The 24,783-nt window shown below is 67.6% G+C and carries 19 protein-coding genes; 7 read left to right on the top strand and 12 right to left on the bottom strand.

The features are described from left to right. Window positions 1–72: 72 nt before the first annotated feature. The 7 genes from BSF38_RS15875 to BSF38_RS15845 all read right to left on the bottom strand — a co-directional run bounded on the left by BSF38_RS15875 (window position 73) and on the right by BSF38_RS15845 (window position 12,238). Entirely contained in the window at window positions 73–747 is a 675-nt protein-coding gene (locus BSF38_RS15875; RefSeq protein ID WP_076347192.1) for an EpsI family protein, read from the bottom strand. After that, the gene (locus BSF38_RS15870) at window positions 744–1,835 is read right to left on the bottom strand and encodes an exosortase/archaeosortase family protein (protein WP_076347190.1); all 1,092 of its coding nucleotides are present in this window, start codon (window positions 1,833–1,835) and stop codon (window positions 744–746) included. The genes BSF38_RS15875 and BSF38_RS15870 overlap by 4 nt, the downstream gene beginning before the upstream one ends. Window positions 1,836–1,886: 51 nt before the next feature. After that, window positions 1,887–4,637: a hypothetical protein gene (locus tag BSF38_RS15865; protein ID WP_076347188.1), complete on the bottom strand. Its 2,751-nt coding sequence runs from the start codon at window positions 4,635–4,637 to the stop codon at window positions 1,887–1,889. 51 nt (window positions 4,638–4,688) lie between these two features. Continuing rightward, window positions 4,689–6,266 (bottom strand): hypothetical protein, encoded by a 1,578-nt coding sequence (locus BSF38_RS15860; protein WP_076347186.1) that lies wholly within the window; start codon window positions 6,264–6,266, stop codon window positions 4,689–4,691. 20 nt (window positions 6,267–6,286) lie between these two features. Next, window positions 6,287–8,608, bottom strand: a complete 2,322-nt coding sequence (locus BSF38_RS15855) for a GumC family protein (RefSeq protein WP_083712983.1) — start codon at window positions 8,606–8,608, stop codon at window positions 6,287–6,289. A 29-nt stretch (window positions 8,609–8,637) separates the two neighbouring features. After that, a complete protein-coding gene (locus BSF38_RS15850) occupies window positions 8,638–10,338 on the bottom strand; it encodes an MraY family glycosyltransferase (RefSeq protein WP_076347184.1) in 1,701 nt (566 codons plus the stop codon). 610 nt (window positions 10,339–10,948) lie between these two features. Continuing rightward, complete coding sequence (locus BSF38_RS15845) at window positions 10,949–12,238, bottom strand: LbetaH domain-containing protein (protein WP_076347182.1); 1,290 nt, start codon at window positions 12,236–12,238, stop codon at window positions 10,949–10,951. Between the two features lie 452 nt (window positions 12,239–12,690). Between BSF38_RS15845 and BSF38_RS15840 the strand changes: the two genes are divergently transcribed. Beyond that, window positions 12,691–14,304 carry a TolC family protein gene (locus tag BSF38_RS15840; RefSeq protein ID WP_083712982.1) on the top strand — a complete coding sequence of 538 codons (1,614 nt, stop codon included), beginning with the start codon at window positions 12,691–12,693 and terminating at the stop codon, window positions 14,302–14,304. A gap of 4 nt (window positions 14,305–14,308) precedes the next feature. On the opposite strand, the gene BSF38_RS15835 is transcribed toward BSF38_RS15840, so the two are convergent. Then, the gene (locus tag BSF38_RS15835) at window positions 14,309–15,283 is read right to left on the bottom strand and encodes a DNA-methyltransferase (protein ID WP_083712981.1); all 975 of its coding nucleotides are present in this window, start codon (window positions 15,281–15,283) and stop codon (window positions 14,309–14,311) included. Between the two features lie 101 nt (window positions 15,284–15,384). On the opposite strand from BSF38_RS15835, the gene BSF38_RS15830 reads away from it, so the two are divergent. Both BSF38_RS15830 and BSF38_RS15825 read left to right on the top strand, forming a co-directional pair. Beyond that, a complete protein-coding gene (locus tag BSF38_RS15830) occupies window positions 15,385–16,314 on the top strand; it encodes a helix-turn-helix domain-containing protein (protein ID WP_076347180.1) in 930 nt (309 codons plus the stop codon). Window positions 16,315–16,467: 153 nt separating this feature from the next. Continuing rightward, the gene (locus BSF38_RS15825) at window positions 16,468–17,499 is read left to right on the top strand and encodes an aldo/keto reductase (protein ID WP_076347178.1); all 1,032 of its coding nucleotides are present in this window, start codon (window positions 16,468–16,470) and stop codon (window positions 17,497–17,499) included. A gap of 260 nt (window positions 17,500–17,759) precedes the next feature. On the opposite strand, the gene BSF38_RS15820 is transcribed toward BSF38_RS15825, so the two are convergent. After that, window positions 17,760–19,076: a hypothetical protein gene (locus BSF38_RS15820; RefSeq protein WP_145952155.1), complete on the bottom strand. Its 1,317-nt coding sequence runs from the start codon at window positions 19,074–19,076 to the stop codon at window positions 17,760–17,762. Window positions 19,077–19,151: 75 nt separating this feature from the next. On the opposite strand from BSF38_RS15820, the gene BSF38_RS15815 reads away from it, so the two are divergent. Next, entirely contained in the window at window positions 19,152–19,415 is a 264-nt protein-coding gene (locus BSF38_RS15815) for a hypothetical protein (protein WP_076347176.1), read from the top strand. Between the two features lie 115 nt (window positions 19,416–19,530). Continuing rightward, the gene (locus tag BSF38_RS15810; protein WP_076347174.1) at window positions 19,531–20,205 is read left to right on the top strand and encodes a hypothetical protein; all 675 of its coding nucleotides are present in this window, start codon (window positions 19,531–19,533) and stop codon (window positions 20,203–20,205) included. Between the two features lie 92 nt (window positions 20,206–20,297). On the opposite strand, the gene BSF38_RS30365 is transcribed toward BSF38_RS15810, so the two are convergent. The 3 genes from BSF38_RS30365 to BSF38_RS15795 all read right to left on the bottom strand — a co-directional run bounded on the left by BSF38_RS30365 (window position 20,298) and on the right by BSF38_RS15795 (window position 22,659). After that, the gene (locus tag BSF38_RS30365) at window positions 20,298–21,875 is read right to left on the bottom strand and encodes a hypothetical protein (RefSeq protein WP_145952154.1); all 1,578 of its coding nucleotides are present in this window, start codon (window positions 21,873–21,875) and stop codon (window positions 20,298–20,300) included. Between the two features lie 99 nt (window positions 21,876–21,974). Beyond that, on the bottom strand, window positions 21,975–22,310 hold the full coding sequence (locus tag BSF38_RS15800) for a DUF5615 family PIN-like protein (protein ID WP_076347170.1): 336 nt from the start codon (window positions 22,308–22,310) through the stop codon (window positions 21,975–21,977). After that, window positions 22,279–22,659 (bottom strand): DUF433 domain-containing protein, encoded by a 381-nt coding sequence (locus tag BSF38_RS15795; RefSeq protein ID WP_076347168.1) that lies wholly within the window; start codon window positions 22,657–22,659, stop codon window positions 22,279–22,281. Before BSF38_RS15795 ends, BSF38_RS15800 begins: the two co-directional genes overlap by 32 nt. Window positions 22,660–22,733: 74 nt before the next feature. Between BSF38_RS15795 and BSF38_RS15790 the strand changes: the two genes are divergently transcribed. Further along, the gene (locus BSF38_RS15790; protein ID WP_076347166.1) at window positions 22,734–23,060 is read left to right on the top strand and encodes a hypothetical protein; all 327 of its coding nucleotides are present in this window, start codon (window positions 22,734–22,736) and stop codon (window positions 23,058–23,060) included. Between the two features lie 249 nt (window positions 23,061–23,309). Next, window positions 23,310–24,782, top strand: coding sequence for a sodium:solute symporter (locus tag BSF38_RS15785; RefSeq protein WP_076347164.1), 1,473 nt, complete (start codon window positions 23,310–23,312; stop codon window positions 24,780–24,782). Window position 24,783 lies beyond the last annotated feature (1 nt).

The raw sequence follows: 24,783 nt of genomic DNA, 5'->3' as shown, positions 1-24,783 counted from the left end.
TCGCCTCCGAGCGTCGGTCGCCTGCGCCGAGCCATCCTGGTGTTCGTATGTGGAGTTGATCTTATGATTCGATCAGGGGACGTAGTATTCCGCGCGGTCGGTCGGCAGGATCGGCTCGAGCGCGACGAGCAGCTCGCGGGAGAACGCGCCGAGGGCCAAGGCGTCGGGGTCGGACTCGCCGGGGTAGAAGACTTCGACGGTCATCGACGACCCGCGCGTGGTCCGTCCGTGACTGCTGCGGCTGGTGATGGGGAGGCGGCGGACCATGTTCTCCAGCCTTCCCTCGCCGAAAATGTAATACCAGAATCCGACGTGTTTCACCAGATCGCCTTGCGCATAGCCCAGCCGCGTGCACGTCAGCTCCTTGCCGCCGCCGGTCGGCAGCGACAGCTCGCGGGTCTGCGACTCGATCTTCTCCCAGCCGCCCGAGGGGAGGCAGATCTCGGGCGTGTGGCGGAGGTTGGTGCCCTCGGTCGAGTAGTTGATCCAGAGCCAGAACTTGACGCCGGGATGTGCTCGGCTCTCGTACACTCGGTTGACGTATTCGGTGGTCTGGGCGCGTTTGACGATCTCGGGGTCCATCGTCTCGTCGCGCCCGATCCAGCCGTTCAGCTCCATCGGGATCGTGGCGAGCGACTGCCGCAGCAGCGGCCGCTCGGTGCCGTTCATATGTTCGAGTCCCGCCTGCGCGGCGAGCCCGAAGGTCAAGAACCCGGCGCACAGGACGCAACGCTTGATCGGCGTCATGGTAGCTCCTCGGGAGTGCTCAGGGAGAGTTTGCCGGTGATCCGCCCGCCCGCCCAGCCGTCGGCGCCCTGAAGGATCGACCGCCCGCCCCGGGACGATCCGGCGTCGGCGTCGGCGTCAGGATCGGCTTCCGCTTCCGCGCCGGTCTCGGGGGGCGTCACGCAGAAGAGGTCCATCAGCATGCAGACCGAGTTGAGCAGGAACAGGCCGAAGCCCATGAGCAAGACGCCCTCCAACGTGTGGTAGGCGCCCGACGCATACGCCGGATTGACGAAGTGCATGATGTAGCCGGTCACGACCACGCGGGCGATGTTCGCGAACAGGGCGATCGGCAGCGCCGCGGCGACCAGGATCACGCGGTACCACACGGGACGCATGCACAGATAAGCCACCGCCGCCGACAGGGCGAGAAAGCCGGTGAGCTGCCGCATCCCGCTGCACGCCTCGGCCACGAACATCTGGACGCCCCCGGGGAGGGTCATCCGGTTCCCCTCGCAGAGCACCGGCACGCCCGTCGCGTTCATGAACGCCGAAGCCACCCGGCTCGCCAGAAGCTGGAGCGGCGACGCGATCCGCGCGTACAGCGCGACCGGCAGCGGCACCATGAAGATCAGGAAGAAGAACACGAACCAGTACCGCTTGAGGGCCGCGGAACCGGCCAGCAGCGTGAACGCGCCGGCGAGCGCGACCAGCAGCGCGAGGTCGCCGAGGAACGGGATCGGCAGTGGGATGGTGACCAGATGCACGAGCAGGGCCAGGGTCAGCAGCAGGCTGCCGAGGGCGACGCCCGATCGCGCCGCGACGGGCCCGCGCTTGAAGATCTGGGCCGCGAAGTACAGGCTGATGAACGGCACGAGGAAGCCGTGGCTGTAGTTGTCGTCGGTCGTCCAGGCGTAATAAAAGTGCCACAGGCTCTCGCGAAAGAGCAGGCCGAAGAGCGCCAGGCAGACCGCGCCGCCGATCAGCAGCGGGCGATTGGCCGGGTCGGTCAGGCTCGCCGTGACGAGGTCGCTGATTTTCGCGTCCGAGCGATCCGCGTGAGGCGGGGCCGCGGAGTGAGAGCCCAACACGTCGTGATTCACCGCCATGGCTGTCGTCCCTTCGGCAGGGTTGTGGGAGAGTTCACGCCCGGTTGTTCCTTAATTCGCCTTGGGGCCACTCGAACGCAGCGGTCCGCGCGGCCGGTCCGCCCGCTGGACCTTCAGGGCTCGGCGGCTGACGTCGTCGCTGTCGACCGCGGCGAGCACGGCGTCGAGCGCGTCGCGGCGCTGTTTCTCGTCGTTGAGATGGGTCGCCACGTCGGCCAGGTTGAACCACCACGACCGTTTGACCTTGGCGTCGGCCATCAGGCCGATGGCCGCCTTGTACTGCTGCTGCGCGTCTTTCCAGGCCGCCCGCATCGTCAGCGCCTCGGCGGCCACCGCGTGGTCGACGGCCCGGGCCGACGCGGTCCGATCGCCGTCGCCGTCGCCATCCCCTTCGAGCCGGAGGGCCTCGACGAGATTCGACAGCGCGAGGTCGGCTTCGGAGCGGCCCTGCTCTTTCAATCCCTTCGCCGCGACGAGCGCCGCGACGGTCCCCTTGGGGATCGCCGTCGACCATTCGCGGTAGGTCCACGACGGGTCGGCTATCAGCTCGCCGACGATCACGCCGACCAGCTCCTCGCCGGGCAAGAGGTAGCGCGGCGTGTTGGGATCGGTGCTGAAGACCAGCGGCTCGTCGTGTTCGGAGCCCGCTCGCTCGGCGATCTCGATCGCCCGGCGATAGGCCCGGATCGCGGCTTCGTTCTTGCCCGCCTTGTGGAGCCGTTGCGCGCTCCAGGCCAGGCTGACGGCGTCGCGGCTGAAGCCCAGGTTCTCAGACTTGCCTTCAGCCTGGTCCATCCGCGCTTTCGTGAGCCGGGCGACGGGGTTCAACGGCGCCATCGCCGCGGCGTCGGCGATCAGGTCGGCGGGGGTCTCGGTCCAGCCCTGATCGGTCTTGGTGGCGCTCAGGTAAATGCCCCACTGCGCGAGGTGGAGCGACGTGGTCCGCCACCACGAGGTCGGCGGAGGAACCACGCCCGTGGGGAGCGGCCGGTCCTTGATCGTCCCCTGCCGCAGCGCGACGGCCGTTTGATCGGCGATCGCGGCGTTCTTGGAATCGACGGCCCACCACCACGAGCACAGCGTGAACACCGCGCCGATCGTCAGCGTCAAGAACATCGTCGGCGGCCAGGTCAGCCACGACGGCAGCGTCCACTGTGCCGGCGCCACGGCCGTCGTCGGCGCGGGCGCCGCCTTCGGCCTCGGGCGGGGCGTGGTCGAGGCGATCGTGGTCGGCGCTCGACGGGTCCATTGGCTCGCCGTCAACACGTCTTGAACCGAGGGGAGCGTCGGCTCGGCGGGCCGGTCGTCGCGCGATCGAGACGACCGCGTGGGGTCGAACCGCTCGCGATAATCGTCGTCGTCCCGATGCGCCCGGTCGATCCGCAAGGCCGAGCCCCTCGCCGCCTCGCTCGGCCCGTCGGTCGCGGTTGTGGCCGCGGTCGGCGCCGACTGGCGTTCTTGCGGTTGCTGGCGTTGCTCGCGTTCCTGGCGTTCCTGGCGTTCCTGGCGTTCGGCCTCGTCCTTGGCCCAGTTCCGGACCCGGTCGGTCTCGTCGCGAGGAGGGCTCGTGTCGGCCATGAACCGCGACGAGCCGTCGTCCGCCTCGCGGTCGTGTGCGACGACCGGCGAGAACGTCCACTCAGTCGGGGCCGGATCGCCCAGGATCGGCGACGCCTCGTACAGCGACGGGTCGTCGTCGCACGGGGCGATTTCGTACATCGAGGCCGCGTCGTCGCACAGGACGATCTCGACCTCTTTCACTTGCTCTTCGTCTTCGTCCTCGTCGTCGAACGGCGCGATCTCGACCGCGTCGTCGATCTCTTCGTCGTCGAACGAGGCGGCTTCGACGTCCGCGGCGACGGTCGCCGCCTCGGCCGGGGCTTCGGCCGCCCAGGCGACCGGATCGCTCATCGAGTCGAAGAACGACGGCGCGGCCTCGGCTTCGCTTTCCACTTCAGCCGGGGCTTCGATGAGGACTTCGGCCCGATCTTCGATCTCGTTCGCGACCGGGGCTTCCGGGATCTCGACGTTCGCGATCGGCTCGTCGTGGTCGATCGCGGGCGATTCGGGGACGGCCCGGGACTCGGGGGGCGCGACGGGGGTCGTCCGGAGGAACGCGGCGGCGGGCGTCGGCGAGGGGACGGGCCGGGGCGTGAAGCCGGTGGGCTCGAACCGCGACGCCGGCCCCGAGGCCGGCGGGTAGCTGGGGGCGGCCGCCGGCGCGGGGCGCGGCTGGGCGTAGCTCTCAACCCTGGGGGGGACGGCCGAGGTCGGCGCGCCGGCGGTCTTGCCGGCCTTGAGCCGATCGCCGGCGGCCTTCCAGCGCGCTTCCCACGGGTTGCTCGCGGCCGGCTCGGCCACCGGGTGCTCGGGACGCGGCCGGGGCGTGAAATCCTCGGTCCGCTTGCGAGGCTGGGGTTCGGGCCGATGGACCTTGCGGGTCGGGGACTTGGCCTCGACGCTCGGCGCGGCGCGGGGGGGCCGCCAGTCGGGCTCGGCGAACTTGTTGCGCTTGAGGGCCAGGCAGTACGGCCCGACGCGGAACGGCGTGTCGTACGGCAGCGGCCGGGCCGCGTCGATCAGTTGACCGTCGACGACCGCCGCGCCGGCGGCGACCGGCGTCAGATACCAGGTCCGACCGCGACGATGCAGCCGGCAGGCCTCGTCGGCGAGTCCGGGGTCGGTCAGCCGGACCTCGCAGAACGCCGCGCGGCCGATCCGGACCGAAATCCACGGAATCTCCACGATTCGGATCGGCCCGGACTCTCGGTCCTGAATATGGAGACAGGTGGATTCGGCCATCGTGGAATCGACTCCTCCTTGAGCGACACCCCGGACGTTGCAAAGATGCGATCAGCCGCGCTCGACGAACAAATCCGTGCCGCCAGCCAGCCAGCGATTCCAGGTCCCACCCAGTGCGCTGGCGGATACGGCCACGGCGGTCAGCTCGACCGTCCAGTGGATGACGGCTAATAGACTAAAGCCCGCGACCGCGCCGATCAACCCAAAGGCGAGAAATCGGTCCATTGATCCAAGCCGCATCACCCCTCCCGGCAGTCGGGCCAGGCACCACAAGCCCGCGAGGGCGAGAAGTCCCAGGCCCACCGCGCCGGCCTCGACGCCCCACTGGAGCAGGCTGCTCATCGCGGTGGTCGAGGCGAGGTCGTGCCCCTTGAAGTACGGGTGGGCGGCGCCGAAGCCGCCCAGGCCGACGCCGACGATCGGGAACGCCTTGAAGATCCGCGCGGCCTCGGTCCAGACCTCGCGGCTGGTCCGCAAGTCGGGGGCCTGAAGCGGGGCCGAGGTCCCCAGCAGGTCCGCCCAGTAGACTTCGAGGCCGACGCCCGTCCCCAGCGCGAGCAGCGACAGCATGGTCAGGCCGAAGGCCAGCCGGCGGGCGCCCGGAACGATCGTCGCCGGCAGCCCGACCATCGTCAGCCCGAAGGCGAACGGCAGGCAGAACCACGGGCCCGAAGCCAGCCCGACCAGCCCGCAACTCAGCACCAGCAGGACCGACAGCAAGACCACGAGCGCTCCCTGGCTGGAATGACCGAGCCGATCGGCCCAGCTCTCGCGACTGCCGCGCGGCGCGCCCAGATGCACGACGATCGCCAGGGCCAAGGGGAGAGCCAAGGCGCCCATCGCGAGGAAGCCGCCGACGCCGCCGGGAAGCGTCCCGAAGACGAACGGATGGGAGACCGCGAGGTGCGCTCCGGCGGCCGGCGCGATCGCCTTGCCGGAGATCGGATCGGGAAGGTTCCGCAAGGCGGTGGTCGCCGGGGCGTCGATCAGGTCGTTGTCGTTCGGCGCCCACCACGGGGCGCCCGCGCCGGGAGTGCAGAAGCCGTACAGCCCTTCGGTTCGGGTGCTGACCTGCACCAGCGCCAGGGCCGAGTTGAGCATGAACCCCGCGATCACCGCGCCCCAGACCAGGTAGAGCTTCCCCAGCCGGTCGGTGAAGTGCGACGTGCACCAGAAGACCCCCAGGCAGGCCGTGGCCAGCACCAGCCAGTGCAAGGTCGCCGAGCGGTCGAGGCTGGCCGGCGACCGGATCGGCAGGGCCTCGGCCGGCGCGGCCTCGGCGTCGTCGGCGTGGACCAGGTCGGGCAAGGCGCCCTGGGCGTACGCGGCGCGGGCCGTCGGCGACAGCCGCTCGGCCAGCCGGCCGGGCAGCGGCGCCAGTTGCACCACGGCGAGGGCCAGCGCCGCGAGGCCGAGCAGGCCCAGCGGCGTCTTGAGGATCGGCGTCCGGCCCACGAGCAGGTCTTGCAACAGCTTCAGCAGCACCAGGACCGTGACCCCGGCCACGAGCCAGGGGCGGAACCACCAGGCGGTTCCGCCGAAGCCGAGCGTGGCGCCCAGGATCACGGCCGCGAGCAGCCAGCCGAGGAGCCGGTCGCACACCGCCAGTATTTTTTGTCGCGCGTTCAAGGTGGTTGCTCCGACTCGTCTCAGCGTCCGGCCGACGCGGCCACAAGCAGCGCCTCGTCGTCAGGTTGGTTCGTCGTCGACGCGGCCGGCAGCGCCCGATCACGGCGCGGAGGGAAGCCGACGGGCGTCGAGGGATATCCGTAGCTCGACCAGTTCTGCACGCCTTCGCTCAGGCTGTTGACGATCACCCCGGCGATCTCGACCTGCGACTGTTCGAGCACGGCCTTGGCCCGCTGCAACGTCACGATCTGGTGGACTCCGGCGCGGACGACCAGGACCGAGGCGTCGACCATCCGGCCGAGCACGCGGCAGTCGGCCATGCCGAGCACCGCCGGGCCGTCGAGGATCACCCGGTCGTAATGGTGCGACAAGGCCGAGAGCAACTGGCGAAGTTCGAGCGTGCCGAGGATCTCGATCGGCACGTCGCGGGGGTCGCCGGTGGGGATGAAGTCGAGGTTGTGGAGGTCTGTGCGGCGGAGCGTCTGCTGCCAGGGGACCGCGCCGCGGAGGACGTCGACCAGGCCCAGCCGCGCGTCGTCGTCATCGTCGTCGGCCGGGAAGACGTCGTTGAGGCTGGGGCGGCGGAGGTCGACGTCCAGCAGCAAGGTCCGTTCGCCGGCCCGGGCGCAGGTGGCGGCCAGATTGAGCGCGGCGGTGCTCTTGCCGTCGCCAGCCTTGGCGCTCGTCACCAGCAGGCTGACGATCGGCCCGTGGCGGTCGGCGACCCCCAGCAGGCTGGCCCGGACGTTGCGGAAGGCGTCGGCCGCCAATGAGTCGGGCGCGGCCGAGGTCCACAAGTGGCCGCCGCGGTGCGTCAGCGCCGATCGGGTGATCCGCGGCACCACGCCCAGAAGCGGCGTCGCCAGACCGTGGCTGACGTGCTCGGGCACCCGAACCGAGTGGTCGAAGTGTTCCAGCACGAACACCAGCGCGAACCCCAGGCCGAAGCTGACGATCAGGCCCATGGCGATCGTCAGCAGCCGGTTGGGCTTGATCGGCACGGTCGGCTCGACCACGTTGTCGGGGACCCGAACCGGCTCCTTCTGCGACTTCATCAGGGTCTTGAACGATTTGATCTCGCTCTCCGCCGCGGCGATCTTCAACCGCGCCTGCTGGCGGTCCTCCATCAGGCTCATGAACTCCTGGTGCTTGGGCATTACCTCATGGATCTCGGAGAGCATCGCCTGTTGCTCGGCCTGATCGTCCTCGATCTCGCGCATCTGCTTTTCGAAGATCATCTCGGCGGGGTTCTTGGCCATCCGGGTCTTGAACGACCCCATCCGGCCGATCTCCTCGATCTCGTTCATCACGTCGTCGAGTTGCTCCGAGGTCTCCCTGGCGGCCGGGTCGTCGTTGAACCTCCGCGTCGTGGACTTGAGATGAGCGAGGTTTTTCATCAGCCGATGTTTCTCGGCCTGGAGCATGGCCATGCGTTCGTCGCGGGGGCTTGCGGCCGGGCCCCCCCCCTCGGCACCGGGCCAGATCTGGGCGAACATCATCTTCTGGTTCATCTCGGCGAGCCGCGCCTGCTTGAGGGCCAGCGATTGGCCGAAGCTGTCGTACCGCATTTCGAGGATGTTCTTGCCGCCGGGACCGATCGTCCCCACGCTCTTGAGCTTGGCGAGCATCGCCGCGTGCAGCTCGGCCGCATCCTTCTTGAGCTGATCGAGGTTCTGCTCGGCGTACTCGACGGTGCCTTCGAGCTTGTCGTGGCTCTCGGTGTGGGCCACGGACTTCAGCTCTTCGAGCAGTCCTTCGAGCAGCCGCTTGGTGAGCGCGGGGTCTTTGCCTTCAAGCGTCACGTAGTAATACATGTTCGTCTTGCCGATCGGCACGACTCGGATGTTGTTGACGATCAGCTCTTGCGCCGGGTCGTCGAGCGCCGCCAACTCGGGGGCGAGTCGCGAGCTGGAGACGACGCGGTCGGCGAGCGCCTTGCCCGTGAGCCGCGCCACCATGTTGGGCGCGTACTTATCATGCGCCGCCGCGTCGATGCGGCCCACGTCCTGCGAGACCAGCGTTGAGAGGATCGGGTCGAGCTGGGGAGGCTCGATCATGAGCTCGGCGCGGGCCTGGTAGATTTTCGGCTGGCGCAACGCGAAGATCGACGAGACGATCGACAGCGGCACCGCGACGGCCAGGATCAGCCAGATCCGCCGCCGCGCCGCGCCCAGGTAATGGGCCGGCGTCTTCACCGCCGAGGGGTCCGGCGCGTGGGGCGCGGCGAAGCCGGAGGGCGCGGGGCGGTGCGGGGGCGCGATTGCTCCGCCGCCGTTCGCCTGTGCGTTCAGGGCCGGGTTGATCGATGCCGATTGTCCGCGATAAGGCGCGATTCCATCCATGGTCGACTCCGTATCCAATCCTGGGATGGTCATCTACGAGCCAGGCCGGCGGGACCGGCGATCGGCGGGGCGACCCGCTTCACGAATCGCAGTCGCCGGCCCAGGTTGCGGGCGAACGTCAACGGGAAAGCGACGCGCGGCCGGTTGGCGGACGCGGTCTCTATTTCGGCCAGGGCGGTCGCGGCGTCGGCCCGCCAGGGCTCGGCGGTTTCTTCTGGCTCGGGCTCGTCGTCGGCCGCCAGCTCGTCCAGACGCTCGCCGAGGCTCTGGCCCAGGCGTTGCAGATAGCGGAAGACGATGTCGGTCGCGAGGACCATGTCGTGGCCGAGGTCGACGCCGACGGTGATCGACAACCCCTTGGCGCAGGACAGCCGGAAGACGGCGCCGCAGCCCGAGAGGTCGCCGTCGGCCGCGTCGTTCAGCACGCGGGTCTCGCCCCAGGCCGCGTCGGCGCATTCGATCCGGATCCGGTCGCAGCCCAGATCCTCGGCCGTCCGCTCCATGATCGCGAACGCGGCCGTGGGCGAATCGCAAAGTTCCATCCGCTGGATCGCTTCCCACGTCAGCTTGGCCGCCTGCCGCTCTTGTCGGCCGCGGGCGATCCGCTCGTTGAAGTCGCCCCGCAGGTTGGCCAGCTCGTCGCGCCGGCTGGTCACGACGACCAGAAACGCCAGGCATCCCGAGAGCCCCATCGCCAGCGCCAGGAACTCGCTCCGCAGGGCGACGCCCAGGAGCACGGCCCCGCACAGGAAGCTTGAGAAGCAGTAGAGCAAAAGCGCCGCCTGCCGGGGGTTGAGCCCCAGGCCGATCAGCAGGTGATGCACGTGGCGGCGGTCGGCGGCGCTCATCGGCAGGTTCCGCACCCAGCGCCGGAAGATGGCCATGGCGGTGTCGGAGATCGGCAGCCCCATCGCCAGGATCGGGAACAGGATCGAAATCGCCGACGGCCCCTTGAGCGACCCTTGCACCCCGACGACGCCGATCAAGAGTCCGATCAACAGCGCGCCGCTGTCGCCCAGGAAGATGCAGGCGGGGTGCCAGTTGTAGAGCAAGAAGCCGGCCAGGCTGCCGGCCAGCGAGACCGCCAGGATGGCGACCTCGACGTTTTCGTTGTGGATCGCGACGAGGGTCAGCGTGCCGCTGACCAGGAGGCCGACGCCCGACGCCAGGCCGTCCATGCCGTCGATCAGATTCCATACGTTCATGCAGCCGAGGAACCAGAACATCGTGACCGCCAGGCTCGCCGGCGCCAGGTCGATCGGCAGGCCGAGCGCCGTGAACTGGAAGCTCGGGTGGCCGAGGTCCAGGGCCAGGCCCAGCACGTCGATCCGATCAATCCGGATGCCCCCCACGTACAGGGCCATGACGGCCGCCGCCTGGCCGAGCAGTTTGACGCGGGGGCCGAGCGATCGGGTGTCGTCGATGAACCCGACCGTCAGGACGATCAGCGCGGCGATCAGGATCGACCACTCGTGCGTCAGGTCGGGAAGGTTCAGGTTGATCCGGGTCGACCAGCCCGAGATGTGGGGCAGCAGCACCCCTGCCCCGATCCCCATCGCCAGCCCGAGTCCGCCCAGCCGGGGGATGGCGCCGAGGTGGATCCGCCGGAACTGGTCCGGCTTGTCGATGGCGCCGACCCAGCCCGCGAAATGCGTGACCAGGGGCGTGGTCAGCACGCACCCCATCATCGCAAACGCGAAGATCATCAGGTAGCCGTTGGAGATCACCATGAACCGGGCTCCTCCGCGCGTCGTGGTTGGATCGAGCCGAGCGTCGCCGCTCGTGCCGCGAGTCCGGGCCGTCGGCCGTTCCGTGGCTGTGGCAGGAAGTCGAAACCCGGTCGATCTCCCCGCCAAGATGCGAGGAGCAAAATCGGCCGGCGCATCGATTCGAGACGTCCGGCGTCAAGGCGGGGGGCAAGCGAACTCAGGGCGGTCTTGAAAGCCCTCGCCCAATTCGCCACCCGCGGCGGGATGGAGCGGAGCCGCCCGGGATCGAGCGATCCCACGCAGCTATTGAAGCGGCGATAGACGGACAGGGTGTAGCAAAGCACGGGGTGTCTCGTCGTCCTTGACTCGTGCGGGTGCAACTCAGCCCCAAGCTTCCGTCCTGGGGCCGATACTCTTGGGAGGCCGGAGTATCCCCTTTCCCTCAACCCGAGTCAAGCGCGATTCCCGGCCGAGGCAGGGCCTATTCGCCGCGAATCAACGCCTCGGGCCCATCGCGATACGAGTCGGGCGCCACGGGTTCGGATCGGCCGAACCCGTGGCGCAAGCCGCGGCTCTCGTCCACGGGGTTCGACGACGGAACCCGTGGCGCCCGGGGCCGATGCGGGGATTGTCAAACCCACTGAACCCTGCCCAGATATTGATTATTGACGATGATCGAGCGTGGCGGCACGACGGTGCCCGGGGCGAGCGTGGAACCTTCGATATAGGCGTGATTGCCGATCGTGCTCCCGTCGCCGATCGTCGACTTGAACACGACGGCCCAGGCTTTGATCACCACGCGGTCGCCGACGACGGTCGTCTCTTCCGGGCTCTGGCCCGAGTCCGAACCGCCGTGGATCACGCTATGGAAACCGAAGGCGTCGCCACGGCCCAAGACGAGGCTGCTGTGCTCGAGGCCGTGAACGGTGACTCGATTGGACACATGGTCGAGCGATCCGATGAGGAACGGGCTGGCCTCGTCGGCGCGGATCGAATCGCCACGGCCCATGACCTTGTGAAGTTGCGCGAGCGAGTTGGTCATCCGCACGTCGCCGATGATCCGGTTGCGGAACCTCGGTGCCGTCGTCGGCGTTCCGGCGAGGGTCGGCGTGTACGAAATCGGGTTGAATGGAGGGGCGGGCGGATTGGCGCCAATGCCCCGCACTGAGCTGGGTGATTCGATCGCCTGCGTCGAGTAACCCGCGGCAAGAGTCTCGTTGACGTGAATCACATCGTTCATGAATTGAATGTCATTGCTTGTAACCTTCTCGACCTTGCCCAGGCTCTCTTGCTCCGCCTCTGCCTGAGTCGTGATATACATGCCCGGCTTGACCTTCATCCCGGTAGGTATCACGATCCCCGGCGCGACCTTGGCGAGACCGCTCACCATCGCGCCAGGCTGGACTGTCGCTCCATCGACGACGGCGTTGAACCCGACGAACGCCGCAGCGCCGCCTGGCGCCCCGATCGTTGCGGGGCCGATGACGCTCGCGTTATGCGCCAGGATCACGTTGTCGCCGATCACCACACCTCCATGACGGCCGGTGGACCGGATCTCCACGTTGTCCTGGACATTGCTCGAGTTGCCGATCGAGATCGGCGCCCCGCGCCGGGCGCTTACAGTCGCGAACGGACCGATGTAGACCTGGCCTCCAATGGTCGTCGCTCGGGCATTGTGGATGACGGCGGTCGGGTCGATGAACGTGGCCGTGGATGGGCTGTCGGCGGCCTTCGTGACCGGATGGCTGGCCGTGACCGACGGATGCGGTCTCGAAAGGGCGTCAACCTCGGCGGCGAGGCGACTCCGATGAGCCGGAGCCGACGCGGTCATGGCGAAACGGGTCGTGCTCAACAGTTGGCGACGCTCCAGCGACTCGAGCTGCGGGCATCGGCGACCGACGCCCTTCTGTCGGTTCGTCATCGTCAAACCTTCCCACGAAAAATACCGCATGGAATGGAGCGGAGGTTTTGAGACCAAACAAGTGGAGCATAGCACGCATTTTGACCAACCGTCCCCGCTCCGAATTCCATGGTGCCACCGTTGCCAGACGACTATGCCTCGGGTGCCCTTGAGGAACCCGTTGCCGCGCCGCCGTATGCGTGGGACCTGAAAAAATGTGATGACGGGAACGGCGGCGTCTGAATGACGTCGCCCCCCCTACGGCATCGAGGGCGGCCTGGTCTCCGAGTCCGAGACGCCGTAGGACGCCCCGGTCGGCGGTCGGCGGTCGGCGGTCGGCGGTCGGCTGATGGCGATTGCATTGGATATGCGGGGGGGCATGAGCCGATCTTCGTTCAAGCGGCGTTGCGCGAACGGCGAGGCGGCGGCCTTTCGTCCCCTCTCATGCAGACGACGAGGATGGCGAGGGCGGCGTGAAACGACGGATTCCGGACCTTCGATCGACCTGGTTCCGCGTGTTGGGGCCGCTGGTCGCCTGGTCGATCGTCGCGACGGCCTCGGCGCAGGATGCGTCGTCGGGCTCGGGCAAGCTGATCGAGCGTCCCAACCTCGGGCCGATCGCGCCCGGCTCGCTCGATTCGAACCTGCCGCCGTCGGGGTCGCTCCAGCCGAATCCGTTCTCGATCGACCCGGGGATCATCGGCGGTCGGCGCCGCTCGGGCCGGATTCCCCGTCCGGGCGCCCGGGGGTTTTCCGAGTCGAACGTGGGAGGTCCCCCCGCGCTGCCCGACCCGCTGCCCGGCGTCGCGCCGCCCGAGCCGAGCGACGGCCCTCCGGTCGGCGACATCAGCGACCTGGTGAACCAGGACGGCCCGGCCGACGGCCTCACCCTCGACGCGGCCCTCGATCGGCTCAAGACCGCGAACCTCGACGTGCTGGCCCTGAAGTACGAGCTTCCCCAGGCCCAGGCCGACATCCTCACCGCCGGCCTTCGCGCCAACCCCCTGCTCTATTTCGACACCCAGTTCATCCCCTACGGCACGTTCAACACCCGCCTGCCCGGCGGCCCCACGCAGTACGACGTGAACATCACCTATCCGCTCGACGTCTCGCACAAGCGGCAGGCGCGCGTCGCCGTCGCCTGCGCGGCCAAGCGCGTGCTCGAGGCCCAGTTCGCGGATGTCGCGCGGCGGCAGATCGCCAACGTCTACCGGTCGTTCGTCGACCTCCAATCGGCTCGGATCGGCCTGCGGGCGCTGGAGACGTTGATCCAGCAGCAGGAGGACGTTCTCAAGCAGGTGCGCCGCGGGGCCGGGCCCAAGAAGAAGTCGGCGCTCGAGGCCGAGAAGCTGGAGATCGAACTCGCCAAGAGCCGGGCCGGCCTGAACGACGCGCGCGACAGCCTGGCCGACGCCCAGGAGGCCCTCGGCCTGCTGCTGGCCCTGCCTCCCGACGAGACCGAGCGGCTCGAACCGCGCGGACGCCTCCGCGCGCTCCATCCCCCCTTGCCGTCGCGGGACGACATGATCCGCGCGGCCCAGGCGAACCGCCCCGACCTCGCCGCCGCCCGGCTCGGGATTCGCCGCGCGGATTCGGAAGTCCGCCTGGCGCGGGCCAACCGGCTCGACGACGTCTATTTGTTCTACGACCCGTTCACGTACCAGGACAACCATCCGTTCCAGGCCGCCAGCGCCCGGTCGTGGGCGCTCGGCGTGACGTTCCCCGTGCCGCTGTTCAACCGCAACCAGGGGAACATCTCCAAGGCCCAGAGCAATCTCGGTCAGTCCCACGCCGAGGTGACCGCGCTCGAGCGCCGGCTGGCGTCCGAGGTCCGCCAGGCTTATCGCGAGTTCGTCGCCGCGCGCGAGTCATTGATCCTCGTCGAGCGCTCGGTCCTCCCCCGCGCCCGGTTCGCCCTCGACCAGGCGGTGTCGCGGTTCCTGGCCGGCGATCTCGAAGTCGGCGACTACCTCGATGAGCTGGAGGACGACGCCGACTCCGCCCGCCTTTACCGCGACGCCGTCTTCCGCTACCGCCGAAGCATGCTCGACATCAACACCGCCGTCGGCGTCCGCCTCATGCCGTAAAAGGTCACGAATAGAACCGAAACCGACTGGCTTCCAAATAGTCGGCGACCCTATCGACGGCGATCCACCGCATGCCGAGCGATTCGGCCACGGCGCCCGTCGTGTTGGAGCCCGCGAACGGATCGACGACGACGTCGCCGTCCTCTCCCAGCAGCTTGAGGAAGAACTCAGGCAGGGCGGCGGGGAACCGGGCGGGATGAATCTTCAGGCCGGCTTCCTTGCAGCGCCTCGTGTACGGGTCGTTCGCCGCGTTGTTGCCGAACTTGAGGAGGTCGAGCGGTAGCTCGTCCTCGATGACGTTGGCCGGGATCGAGCCCCCCGCCCCCACGTCGCTGAAGCTCGACTTGATGTTGTGGCCGGACGGTCGGACCGTCTTCGTCAGCCCCTTCTTGTTGAGCCTCTCCATGTCCTTGCTGTACGGCTTCAAGACCCGGCGGTTGTTCGCCTTGGGCCAGGGCGTCTTGGAAAGCCACCAGACGTACTCCACGGAGTCGCGCACGCGAATCCGCCTCACCGTCACCCATTCCGCCGGCATCGGCATCTTGGCGGGGTTGAACCAGAAACACTCCTGGGCCAGATGAAAGCCCACCGATTCGACCAGCTCGATCAGCAGCTTGAAATGATAGAGCGAGCGCGTGGGCGAACCCGGGTTGTAGCTGCCGCCGATATTCAACACGAGGCTGCCGTCGGGCTTCAGCACCCGGAACATCTCGCGGCCGAAGTTCAGGAACCACTCGACGTAATCAGCCTTGTCCGCGTTGCCGTACTCCTTCTTGAAATGAAGCGCGTACGGCGGCGACGTCAGGACGACGTTCACCGAATCGTCGGGCAACGCCTGGAGCAGCGAAAGCGAATCCGCGACGTACGCATCGCCCAGACCGGTGCTGTACAATGGCTCGAAACCCGGCGCGACCAGCTTTTCCCGACCGTCGAACGACAACTGGTTCTGCAAGACCCCGTTGATCGCGGGCGTGCTCATGAAAGGCCCCGGTTTGTGGACGGATGTCGACTCATTCAGAGTATCTCGGTTCCAGTGATCACGCAAGTCGGCCAAATTGACGATACGCAGGGCGGTTTACATTGTCAACCAATTTTCCTGAAGGGTCTCCCGAGTCTACGGATTGGATTTCGCAGTCCGAGGCCGCGAAGTTGCGAGGGGTCACTCGCCAGGCCATCTCCAAGTTGATTCGGCAGGGGCGTCTGCGGACTTTCGAGATTGGCGGGCATGTGTTGGTCAGCAGATCCGAGATTCTCGACTTTCGCGGAGGCGCGGCCGGAAGGCCCGAACTGGGCGAGGACCGGGCGCTGGAGCGGATTGTTCGGCTGCTGGATGCCAGCCCTCCCGAGACGCGGCTCCAGGTCTTCCAGAGGCTCCGGAGTGAGTTTCCGATCCATCCGCTGGAAGCCCAGCTCGGGACGCCCGCCGAAGTCGTCCTGGAGGCGATCGCCAGGGCGGGGCCGCTGACCTTGCGGGGGATTCGAGGGGTCCTGGCGGAATCAGCGTTCGAAGTCTACATCGTCAAGGAGCTGGAGGGCTGGAGCAGCCACGCTGCATTGGGCGACCCGCCTTACGATTATCTGCTTGAAGACGTAACAGGGCCCGTCAAGGTCCAGGTGAAATTGCAGAGGATGAAGGCGGGGCGTCCGATGACCGCGTGGGAGGGGTATCGCCGCTTTTCTCCAGACCGGCTCGTGGTCGAGACCCAACGGACGCGAGGCGGGAAGGATTCGAGTGGCGGCGACACCCGACCGTATCGGTTCGGCGAGTTCGACATCCTGGCCGTGGCGACCGAGCCCTCGACGCGGCGATGGGACTCGTTCATGTACACGGTCGCCGACTGGCTGATTCCGAGGACGGAGAGCCCAGGCCAGTTGCTTAAATTTCAGCCCGTGGCGATCGTCCCCGACGACGACTGGACGGATGATTTCGAGACCTGCGTCGCGTGGTTTCGCTCGGGCGTGAAGAAGACGATCGGAGGTCGGATCGACGGCGATCCGACCTCGGGATGAGTGCGCTCTAAATCTCTGTGAATTCAACAGATCACGGCTACTTTCGAGGCTCGCTCGACGGTCCCCCGCTTCCACCCGCCCGTATGATGGTTCGAGAGGGCCGCGGCGCAGGGATCGGGGCCCGTTTTTCGACTTCACAGGACATCGCATCACATGGAATACCGACGACTCGGCGGCTCGGGGCTGAAGGTGCCGGTCTTGAGTTTGGGCACTGGCACGTTCGGCGGCACGAACGAGTTCTTCAAGGCGTGGGGGACGAGCGACGTCGCCGAGGCGTCGCGGCTCATCGACGTCTGTCTCGAAGCGGGCGTCAACCTGTTCGATTCGGCCGACATCTACTCCGACGGCGCGGCCGAGTCGATCCTCGGCGCGGCGATCAAGGGCCGGCGCGACCAGGTGTTGATCTCGACCAAGGCCACCTTCCGCGCCGGCAAGGGGACCAACGACGTCGGCTCGTCGCGGTTTCACCTGATCCGGTCGGTCGAGGGCTCGCTCAAGCGGCTGGGGACTGATTACATCGACCTCTTTCAGCTCCACGGCTTCGACGCCCAGACGCCCCCCGAGGAGACGCTGAGCACGCTCGACCAGCTCGTCCGCGCCGGCAAGATCCGTTACATCGGCTGCTCGAACTTCTCGGGATGGCACCTGATGAAGTCGCTGGCCGTCTCGGAGAAGTACGGCTGGCCCCGGTACGTCGCCAACCAGGCGTATTACTCGCTGATCGGCCGCGACTACGAGTGGGAGCTGATGCCGCTGGGCCTCGACCAAGGGGTCGGCGCGGTGGTCTGGAGCCCGCTCGGCTGGGGACGGCTCACCGGCAAGATTCGTCGCGGCCAGCCGTTGCCCGAGACCAGCCGGCTCCAGAACCAGAAGGTCAAGGACATCGGCCCGCAGGTCGACGACGAGTACCTCTACAAGGTCGTCGACGCCGTCGACGAGGTCGCCAAGGAGACCGGCAAGACCGTGCCGCAGATCGCGCTCAACTGGCTGATCCAGCGGCCGACCGTCGCCACGGTCGTCGTGGGGGCCCGCAACGAGGAGCAGCTCCGCCAGAACCTCGGCGCCGTCGGCTGGAACCTCACCACCGAGCAGGTCGCCAAGCTCGACGCCGCCAGCGCCCGGCCGTTCGCCTACCCCTACTGGCACCAGCAAGGCTTCGCCGAACGCAACCCGTTCCCGGTCTGACCGGAGGCCCAGGTCGAGATACGCTGAGGGTTCGATCGCGCCCGTCTTCTCCAATCGAAGAAGCGGAAGAGAGGGCGAGGCGCGTTACAAGCCCGAAGCGCCAGCGAGTGCATCCCGTCCCGTACGCCATCGAGAGATGCACTCGCTGGCGCTTCGGGCTGCCATGAAAATGGCCCGCGTGACTCCTCCTCGCCCCATTTCCATGACGCTGGGCGTCACGACGGCTTGTATCGAACGGCTCGAGATGGGCGTTGAGCCGGTCAGTGCGGGTTGACGGGGATCGGCTCGGGACGCTCCATCTGCCGGCGGACGTCGGCGAGGGCCGGCGACACGCCGAAGTCGTCGAGGTTGTGGTTGTACCGCTCGGTCAGGCCCGCGCCGCTGTACCGCAGGAAGGTCACGTTCAGGATCACGTCGCGCTGGTCGCGCTGGGGCAACAGCGGCGTGAGCGTGAACTGGAGCGCGCCCAGGAGCGCCAGGACGGCCAGGCCGACGACCGCCCGCCGTTCGCCGGCGAGCTGTTGCAGGCCGATCGCCGCGCCGAGATACAAGAGCGGCAGGAACGGGAAGATCAGTCCCGCGTTGCCGGCGAAGATCAGGAACGAGAAGTACCACGATGGCCCGACCCACAACGCCGCCAGCGCCAGCTCGCGCCAGTTCGCCAGCCGGAACGATTTCGCGAACCCCCAGACGAACGGCGGGATCACCAGCAGCGACCCCCAGGCGAGGAACAGGACGTACTTCACGCCGTTGCGCAGCAGGCCCTCGAAAAGCCCCCGGGCCGAGACCGAGAACCCCGCCTTGTCCCCCTCGTGCTTGAGCCGCACCCGTTCGAGATAGACGTCGATCCCCCCCAGCACCCAGGCCGTGCCGAAGAACCAGCAGACGCAGGCCGCCGCCAGGATCGCCCCGCCGATCAGCCAGTGCTTGACCGGCGCGCGGCCGAGGAGCATCGAGCCCAGCCACAGCGGCGTGCCGAAGGCGAGCAGATCGGGCCGGAGCATCATCCCCAGGCCGAGCGCGACGCTCGCGCCGATCATGTCGCCGAGGCGTCGGTCGCGCTGATACCGCAGGCCGAACCAGCCGATCGCCGGCAAGACCGCCAGCCAGACCGGATAGCTGGCGATCACCCCGCCGTGCCACCAGATCATCGCGTTGCAGCTCATCGCGAAGGCCGCCGCCGCCGCCAGCGGACGCGACACGATCAGCGCCGCGAACAGGTAGGCGAACATCGTCCCGACCGCCGTCAAACCGATGTTCACCGCCAGGAAGGCCGTCACCGGATTGGGGAGCACCAGATTCGCCAGCTTGCCCAGCACCACGTAGCCGATGTTCCCCGGCATCGGCACGTCGTACGAGGCGTCGAGCTTCAGCGCGTTGACGTACAACGGCCCGTCCTTGCCCATCAGGTCGAACGTGTTCAAATACGGCGCGCGGCTGGCGACCACCCACGCCGACAACCCGACCAGGCAGATCACGTCGAACCGCAATCGCCCCACCGCCCCGCCCCGCGCGCCCGCGATGGACGGAAACGTGACGCTCAGGTCCACCGACCCTTCAGAAGTCGTTGGTCGCATTCCGTTGCTCCTCAAAAATCAAAAGGGTGTCGCGACTGGGTCGAAAAGCCATCCGCCGGCTCGTGATCGACGGCGGTGCGGGACCGCCTTCTCTTTATTGTGGCCGGGGTCAGTGACCCCGGTACGCTCGCCGTGGGACTGACCTCACAAAGGTCCGCTGCTAAGTGTGGCGAGGACGCGTCGAAAATCGTCGTTCGCATTGCTTTGCACATCATGATGATGCCCGTCCGCACCACGAGTCGTTTAGGTGTTGAGCCGACGCCGCAAGCCGTCGAAGTCGCGTTGAATGCGACGGCTCATCCCGCCACATTGGTGGCCGACAACGATGTCTTCGTGTGATGAGTGCTGCATGCCTGCGACCGTTTAATTCATTGATGCCGCTGGGCCGCCGTGGTCCGCGAGGCGGCGCGGGGGCGGCTGCGCTCGGTGTTACTCACTCGTGAAAGGATAAGTTATGCTTCGCTTGAAAACATGGTTCGGCGTTATGGCTCTTGTGGTCGGCGTCGCTCTCGGCGCATCGGTCCCGGCTCAGGCGGCGAGTCAGACCCTGACGTTCGAGAACCAAGTCGGCCTTCCCGATCCCGGCAACACCAACGGAGCCTCGATTCCGAACGGCTACGGCGGCCTCAATTGGAACAATTTCTACTACCTGGATGCGTCGGCCTACATCGGGAACCCTTCCGGCTATGGCAACGGGCTCGTGTCGGGCAAGAACGTGGCCTACAACGCGGGGGGCGACGGCGCATCCCTGTCGGTCTCCAGCCCCGGCGTGTTCACGTTCAACTCGGTCTACCTGACGGCGGCCTGGAATGACGGCCTCAGCGTCGTGGTCGACGGCTATCTGGGGACGACCCTGCTCTATTCGCAGACCGTGATCGTGGACACCAGCCACCCGACCGCCCCGACCATCTTCAACTTCGCGGGCATCGACTCGCTGACGTTCACTTCGTCCGGCGGGTCGCATCACAACGGCTTCGCCGGCGCTGGCTACCACTTCGTCATGGACGACTTCACGTTCACGCCTGGCACCGTCGGCGCCGTGCCCGAGCCGTCGAGCCTGATCTCCGCCGCGGCGGCGGTCGCCGCCGGCCTCGGCTACGGCGCGCGTCGTCGCCGCCGGGCCGCCTGACGATGTCGAGTCCCCGCCTTGGCCGGGTGTTGAAGCCCGCTGGATGATGACGTCCGGCGGGCTTGGCTCGTGGATGAGGGAGGTCGTCTCGGTCATCGGTTCACCGTCAGCCGTTGGGCGTCCTCGCTCGGGGCGGTGAAGACCAGGAGCGTCGGCCAGTCCGGCTGCTGAATGTAGCCGGCCCGCTTCATGGGTTCCACCAAATCGACGGCTTCCGATTCGAGGACGACCAGGCGGAAGTGACGTTCGGCGATCTGGCCCATCATGCCCGGGCCGCGCAAGAGCCCCCGGCGCTTCGCCGGCCGGTGGAAGAACGGCTCGTCGTCGAACGTGTAGACCGGGAACGGCAGGTTCCAGGCCAGGCCGGACAGCCCCGGCTGGCAGTAGACCGGACCGTCGGCCGCCCGGACGAGATCCCTGGCGCGCTCCATCTCGGGGTTGCGGGCGGCGGTGAACCGATGCTGGACCAGGTCGAATCGGCCCGGGCTCGCCAGCCGGCCGACGTCCTGAAGTGAGCATGCCAAGGCCGCGACCGCGAGGCCGCCGAGCAGCGGCGCCGCGAGCCCCTCCCGCGCCTCGACCGCCTCGATCAGGCGCCTCGCCAGGATCAGCGCCAGGAACCCCGCGACGGCGCTGAACTCGAAGAAGTAGTTCATCGCGCTGCCGTTGCGGTAGCACGCGGCCCAGCCGCCGAACAGGGTCGTCGCCCAGCACGCGGCCAGCGCGACGCGCTCGTCGCGGCGCAGCCAGCCCGCGCGTGGCAAGACCACGAGGCCGAGGATCGAGACCGCCAGCGGAAAGATCCCCTTGATCGCGAAGTGGGCCGCGAGCACCACGACGTTCTTGAAGTCGAACCCGGCCAGCGACGTGGCGAAGACCGTGTTGTAGCGGTACTCGGGGCCGAGCAAGAGCGTGAACGCCGCGACCGTCGCCGCCACCGGCGCGATCAGCGCGGCCAGGAACCGCCATCGCCGCTGAATCAGGGCCGAGAGGATCAGGCCGCCGAGGATCAAGACGCACGACTGCTTGAACGACCAGGCCGCCGCCAGGACGAGGCCCGCCGATGCGCCGGCCGCGAACTCCCGCTTCGTCCCCATCCCCAGAGCGATCGCCAGGGCGACCGCGCCGCAAGCCGCCCCGCCGACGTCCGGCCGGATCGACAGGAGCCACCAGCCCGGCAAGCCGCCCAGCACCACCGCGACCGCCGCGACCGCCATCGCCGGTCCGACCCATCGCGACCGCGACGCCGCTCCCGACTCGCGGCGAAAGAGACCCATAAAACCATAAGCCAGCGTCGCCGCCAGGCCCAGGCACGCCAGCCCGAGCGTCAGCACGCGCCCCCCGCGCGCAACCCCCGGCCCGTCGGGCGCGAGGCCCGAGGTCGCCGCCGCGTACAGGTGATAGAACCCCGCGTTGTACAGCGTCGTCGGGTAGAACGGGGGCTCGATCGGCTCCTCATAAAGAGGCAGCCCGTGCTGGATCTTCATGACGTTGAGCAGCGAGACCGACTCGCCCCCCGTCGTCATGTGGAGCGGGCCCGAAGGCCCCCAGACGGTGGCGAATCGCACGGCGAGCACCGCCAGCGAGGCCGTGGCCGGAATCAAGAAGAGGCTCAGGGCGAGCGCAAGCGCGAAGCCCGACGGTCGACGTCCGTGCCGTTGCATACTCATGATCCCCATCCATAGGAGTCGGCGCATTCTGCAAGTCGGGAGCGAATCCTAACGCATTCGCCCGTTCTCCGCAATGCGGACTGGAAGACGGACACGGTGCTAGGGGTACTCGACCCGGCCCGCCAAGTCCGCCGGCTCATAGATCTCCCAGATGAGGACGAGACACTGGATGAGTTCGCCCACGGACTTCGTGTCTTTCACGCAGTAGACGACCCCTGCATGCGGGACGCCTTGCGCGTCGAGGCGTAGGAAGTCGCGATCCTGAGTGAACAGGACCCGGCCGTTGGCAAGGCAATGAGCGAGTTGTTGTTCGTCGCCGGAACCCGCGAGACCCGCCTCGGGCGTCGTGGAGACGTCGACGCCGCGCCGTCGCAAACCCTCGCAGATGGACTTGGAGCAGTTCTCATCGAGGTGAAAGCGGATCGTCCTGGGCATCGTTCGTCCTTGAGCGAATCCTCAGTTCGAGCAGCGACGGTCCCGCTTTCGCTTTCATCTCCGCCGCGTAGCGCTTGGCTTCGTCGAGGTCGGCGTCGATGCGATCGCGATTCTCGTAGTAGTAGGCGAGCGCCGCATGGACCTCGGCGAGCGTGAGGGACGGGTGTTCCGAGAGGATCTGATCGGGGCTCATGCCCTGCCGCTCGTGCCAGACCGCGACGTCTTCGACCTGGATCCGATGGCCGTCGATGCGCGGACGACCGCCGCAGACCCCCGGCGTGCTCACGATGCGGATACGATCGGCCGGGTGTTCGACGGCCGGCGCGTGCGAGGCGCCCGGCGATGTCATGTGGCTGTGTTTCGTGGTATGCTCCATAAACGTTCATCATACTCCGATTCAGGCCGAACTATCAACTCAGCCCTATGCGTTCTCTCTGGAAAACATGGATCGAGGCGAAAGCAGAAAGGAACGCACTGCGAGTCTCCGAGCGGGTCCGCGATGCCCTCGGTGGGGAGGCGGTGGATCAGAGGATCGAGCCTTACCCGAAGACGTCGGGCTTCCTTGTGTCCTTCGAGGTGGAACTCGGAAGCGAGGCTTGGAACGACTGCGTGGTGGAAGTGATCGAGTTGGGACAGCGAGTGGGCCATGAGTGGATCCTCAGCGGCGACGTTCGCGATGACCCGAGCGGCTGGTCGATTAAGCCAAGCATTTCCGGAGTCAAAGCGATCGAGTGGAGCCTCATCTACTGAGTCGACGCCGACAACGGTCAAGGCTGGCGAGCCGTAGGCCGATTACATTCTATCGACCCGGCGACTCGACTCCGGTCGTCGTCGACGGCCGCGAACCCGGCCGGATCGACGCGGCCGACCTGCTCCCCTGAGGTCCGGCGCGGCTTCATCTGCAACGTCGCGGCGACTTGTGCTAGGATGAAATCCTCTCTCCCGATCGCCTTGTAGGGCGTAGTGCTTCGTCGCGTTCCAGATCACTTGGGGAGGCCGATGAGTCCGATCGACGTTGCGGTGATCGTGGTCTACATCCTCGGCTGCACGGCGCTGGGGGGGTGGATCGGCAAGGGGGAGCAGGGGCTCAAGGGGTACTTCCTGGGCGAGCGGAACATGCCCGCCTGGGCCGTCATGATCTCGATCGTGGCGACCGAGACCAGCACGGTGACGTTTTTGAGCGTTCCCGGCGAGGCGTACAAGGGGGACTTTCTGTTCCTCCAACTGCCGATGGGGTATCTGGTCGGCCGGGTGATCGTCTCGGTCTTGCTGCTGCCGTCGTACTTCCGGGGGCGGATCGAGACCGCCTATCAGGTGCTCGGCAACCGGTTCGGCCAGGAGACGCGGCGGACGGCGTCGGTCCTGTTCCTGTTCACTCGGTCGCTGGCCGACGGCCTGCGGTTGTTCCTCGCCGCCAAGGTGCTCCAGTTCGTCTCCGGCTGGCCGATCCTCTACGCCATCATCGCGGTCGAGGCGGCGACGATCGTTTATACGTATCTCGGCGGGCTGAAAGCCGTGATCTGGGCCGACGTGATCCAGTTCACCGTCTACATCCTGGGCGCGCTCGTCGCCCTCTACGTCCTGGTCGGCGGCCTGCCCGGCGGCTGGGACCAACTGATCGAGACGGCCTCGGCCGCCGGCAAGTTCCGAGTGTTCGACTTCTCGCTCGATCTCACGAAGCCTTATACGTTCTGGGCCGGGATGTTCGGCGGCATGATCCTCAACACGGCCACCCACGGCGCCGACCAGATGATGGTCCAGCGCTACCTCGCGGCCCGGTCGCAGCGGCAGGCGGCCGGGGCCCTGATCGCCAGCGGCTTCGTGGTCCTCGCTCAATTCGCCCTCTTTCTGTTTATCGGCGCTTCCTTATTCGTCTTCTTCCAGGTCCACCCGCCGTCGGAGCCGATCTTGAAGCCCGACGACGCCTTCGCCCGGTTCGTGGTCGACTTCCTGCCGGTCGGGGTGAAGGGGCTGGTGGTGGCGGCGATCTTCGCATCGGCGATGGGGGTGCTGTCGGGCTCGCTGAACGCGTCGGCCTCGACCCTCGTCAATGACCTCTACCGGCCGATCTCGGGCGACGCCGACGAGCGCCGGCTGGTCCGGCTGTCGAAGCTGGTGACGATTGTATTTGGATGCGTTCAGGCGAGCGTCGCCTGGTGGGCGACGGGCCTGACGCAGAGCGTGGTGAGCAACGCCCTGGCGATCGCCTCGTTCGCGACGGGCATCCTCCTGGGTCTGTTCCTCCTGGGGATCTTGACGCGTCGGGTCGGCCAGCCGGCGGCGTTGGTCGGCATGGCGGCGGGGGTCGCGGCGGTGAGCTTCGCCAAGTTCGGCACCCCCCTGGCCTGGCCCTGGTTCGCCCTGACCGGCTCGTCGACGGTCTTCGTCGTCGGCCTGTTCGCCAGCCTGTTGCTCCCCGCGCCGGACCTCGCGTCCGCCCCCGTTTCCGAGTCCCTCCAACCGACGAGTTGAG

Source organism: Paludisphaera borealis (genome assembly GCF_001956985.1).
In the GTDB taxonomy this organism is placed as follows: Bacteria; Planctomycetota; Planctomycetia; order Isosphaerales; family Isosphaeraceae; genus Paludisphaera; species Paludisphaera borealis.
Note: the sequence above shows the minus strand (reverse complement) of the source record. Positions and strands in the feature narration are given on the sequence as shown.

Coding starts and splice junctions, on each gene's coding strand:
- BSF38_RS15850 (WP_076347184.1), bottom strand. CDS start 10,338: ATGGTGATCTCCAACGGCTACCTGATGATCTTCGCGTTTGCGATGATG.
- BSF38_RS15790 (WP_076347166.1), top strand. CDS start 22,734: ATGCGTTCTCTCTGGAAAACATGGATCGAGGCGAAAGCAGAAAGGAAC.
- BSF38_RS15870 (WP_076347190.1), bottom strand. CDS start 1,835: ATGGCGGTGAATCACGACGTGTTGGGCTCTCACTCCGCGGCCCCGCCT.
- BSF38_RS15820 (WP_145952155.1), bottom strand. CDS start 19,076: ATGCGACCAACGACTTCTGAAGGGTCGGTGGACCTGAGCGTCACGTTT.
- BSF38_RS15785 (WP_076347164.1), top strand. CDS start 23,310: ATGAGTCCGATCGACGTTGCGGTGATCGTGGTCTACATCCTCGGCTGC.
- BSF38_RS15795 (WP_076347168.1), bottom strand. CDS start 22,659: ATGACATCGCCGGGCGCCTCGCACGCGCCGGCCGTCGAACACCCGGCC.
- BSF38_RS15855 (WP_083712983.1), bottom strand. CDS start 8,608: ATGGATGGAATCGCGCCTTATCGCGGACAATCGGCATCGATCAACCCG.
- BSF38_RS15810 (WP_076347174.1), top strand. CDS start 19,531: ATGCTTCGCTTGAAAACATGGTTCGGCGTTATGGCTCTTGTGGTCGGC.
- BSF38_RS15825 (WP_076347178.1), top strand. CDS start 16,468: ATGGAATACCGACGACTCGGCGGCTCGGGGCTGAAGGTGCCGGTCTTG.
- BSF38_RS15865 (WP_076347188.1), bottom strand. CDS start 4,637: ATGGCCGAATCCACCTGTCTCCATATTCAGGACCGAGAGTCCGGGCCG.
- BSF38_RS15835 (WP_083712981.1), bottom strand. CDS start 15,283: ATGAGCACGCCCGCGATCAACGGGGTCTTGCAGAACCAGTTGTCGTTC.
- BSF38_RS15845 (WP_076347182.1), bottom strand. CDS start 12,238: ATGACGAACCGACAGAAGGGCGTCGGTCGCCGATGCCCGCAGCTCGAG.
- BSF38_RS15875 (WP_076347192.1), bottom strand. CDS start 747: ATGACGCCGATCAAGCGTTGCGTCCTGTGCGCCGGGTTCTTGACCTTC.
- BSF38_RS30365 (WP_145952154.1), bottom strand. CDS start 21,875: ATGAGTATGCAACGGCACGGACGTCGACCGTCGGGCTTCGCGCTTGCG.
- BSF38_RS15800 (WP_076347170.1), bottom strand. CDS start 22,310: ATGCCCAGGACGATCCGCTTTCACCTCGATGAGAACTGCTCCAAGTCC.